The 2,669-nt window shown below is 53.9% G+C and carries 2 protein-coding genes; both read right to left on the bottom strand.

Features of this window, described 5'->3' with window-relative positions:
- Nucleotides 1-313: hypothetical protein (locus tag APH44_RS28700; RefSeq protein ID WP_371264444.1), on the bottom strand; the 313-nt coding region annotated here is incomplete at its 3' end.
- A 360-nt stretch (nt 314-673) separates the two neighbouring features.
- Nucleotides 674-2,669: DUF637 domain-containing protein (locus APH44_RS28705; RefSeq protein ID WP_177342491.1), on the bottom strand; the 1,996-nt coding region annotated here is incomplete at its 5' end.

Consider the following 2,669-nt stretch of genomic DNA (forward strand, 5'->3'; position numbering starts at 1 on the left):
GGTTGACGTCACGGCCTTGAATCAGCGCGCCGTTGGCGGCGACGCGACCGTTGGCGTGGGCCAGGTACAGCACCGACGCCAGCACCTTCTCGCCGTTGACCTCGATCTGCTCCATCCAGACGATGTCGTGGGTCAGCGCGGCGACCTGCTCGGCGCTGAGCGACACGCCTACGCTCAGCGACAGCTTGTCCTTGCTGGCGATGGCGTTGTCCATCAGGTAGCGGAACAGCTTCTCGTCGGCGGCCTGGCCGGCGAGGAAGCATTGGCCGGGGCGGGTTAGGCTGCCTCTACTTTCGCCCGTGCAGTTAATAATGGAGCTATGTAGCTCTGCGACGCATTAAATTGCTCACACTAGGTCAATGCAGGCATGCTTCACTTAAGTTTGAAACCTTGAGACTCAAACAATCCACGCTCGGAAATTACTTCGGAATTTACTTCCCACCGCCCCATTTGAAATATGAAGCAAGACATATCCCAAACCAGACAGGGACCGCATAGGCTAGAAATCCAGGAAACACGCCGGAAATATCAGCCCAGCCAAAATGCCATGTGTCATATTTAAAATACAGGGCTATAGCCCCTAAAAAATTTGATACGACCCCTCCAAAGAAAAACAAAACAACCAAATAGACTAAAAATAGTATATAAGCTTGAAACCTCGACTTGGGTTTCATTATTTGCTATCTCCTATTGATCCTATCTTGCCACCTGTAGCTTCGGAAATCTGAGACCCCAAAGAGGCACCTACAATTTCAGAATAACTTCCGAGATACGGCTTCAATTTATCAGTTACAACTTGCCCACTTTTCAAACCCACAGCACCGCCGATGGCCGCACCTAAAACTGGATATATTGGACTATCACCTTTAATCAAGCTCCCTAAAAATGCCCCTCCCGTGCCTGCACCAATAGTGAATGCGACCCCGCGACCTTGAGTTGCGCCACCCACAGTGGTAGCAATGGCGGCATCCACATAACTAAACGGTTTATCCGTAGACAATTGATAGCTAATGTTAGCACCACCGCCAATGACACCGCCCATTGCTGCGCCAGCAAGTCCTGCCGGGGGCGATATAGTCGCGCCTAACACAGCCGGAGTATACACCCAACCAGCTACATAATCATGGCCCGGGCCTTTGTACCCATCGCTTCTAGCCAAGGACTGGAGCGCATCAGAAATCTGCTCGGGTGTCTTGCCTTGCTCAGCCATATATGCTCCTAAGCTAGCAGCTTCCGCCCCCCAACTTCCCCCTGGATGTAAAAAGTCATTATAGCGCTGAGCGTTTCCAGCCACCCAACTAGCGGTTTCAGGGTTCCCATTACCCAGGGCTCCTGCCAAAACCCCAATAATCTGGGCGGTCGCCACCTTGAACTGGTCGTCCGTAGCAAACCGTGAATCGAGATACTTACCTAGACCTTCACTTGTAGCCGCCGTGAGACCCTGCGCTGCAGCACCTGCCAGTGCCCCTGTTTTGAAGTCTCCCCCCTTGGCGGATGACAGCGCACCACCCAAGACTGCGTGCATTAGGATTTTTTGTGCAGAGCCAGGACTGACGTTGAGATAATCAGCCAAATCGCCGACCTGTTTATTACCGAAGGCCGCCGCCAAATCCAATCCTTCAGACACAGCAGCAGCCCCAAGATTATCTTTGAAGCTGCCTCCATTTATCGCTGTGTTCACACTGCCAGCGACCAACGCATGTGTGCTGCTACGAAGGATGTTCTGGCTGACCGAGCTCCAATCCAACATACCAGAGCTATACCCTGGATTATTAATGCCATTGGCACTCAGAACCAACGGGCCATCGGGATTCCACCCCGCAACTGCTGTGTCTATTCCACTCAAAATTCCGCTTGTCACCATCTGCGTAGCGTATCCCTTTATGGCCTTGCTGCTGGTTGCCGCTTTTAGGCCAGCACCGATGTCTCCACCACCGTTTATGGTTCCTACTGCAAAGTTACTGGCCATGGCACCTGCAAGAGGACCAAGGTAGACGCTCGCGACAATCGAAATAATCAGGGCGGGTGCTGCTCCCAGTCCTGAATTTTTGTAATCCCAGCTGTCGTGAATTTCTTTTACTACTCGCCAATCCACTTGTCCGCTGGCCTCGGCCTGCTTGATCCACGCCAGTTGGGGTTCTGCTCGGACCATTGCATCAATTGTTTGGCTGACGGTGTTCTGGTCAATTTGCTTAATATCAATATTTATTTTGCCAGCGGCCCGAATCGCCAATTCCCCCTGGGTTACCATCAAGGTCTGGCGCAGCGTCTCATCAGTACTTCCCTTGCCTTTGGCGCTGGTCCACGCCAGATCCGACTTGCTCTTCTCGTGACTCTCCTGATGCAGGTCCTTGACCGCCTCGAACGTCACCGCGCCGCCACTATCGATGGTCAGGTCATTACCCGAGGCGAGCTTCGCCCCCTGGTACAGCTGATCACCACCGCTCTTGAGCGTCAGATCACCACCGCTGCTGACTTCGCTACCCACCGCCTTGACGTCGGTGACTTCGTCGCGCTGGGTCTGCTTGCTGCCCCAGCCGCCTTTCTTGCTCATGTCGTACAGCGAGTACTGGCTGTCGTTGGCCGCCAGCAGCTCCAGCTTGTCGCCCGCCACCAGGTAGGCTTCCTCGCCAGCGCTGACTTTGCTCGCCACCAGGCGCAGGTCACGC

Origin of the sequence: Pseudomonas sp. NBRC 111143 (genome assembly GCF_001320965.1) — a bacterium.
Lineage (GTDB): Bacteria > Pseudomonadota > Gammaproteobacteria > Pseudomonadales > Pseudomonadaceae > Aquipseudomonas > Aquipseudomonas machongensis.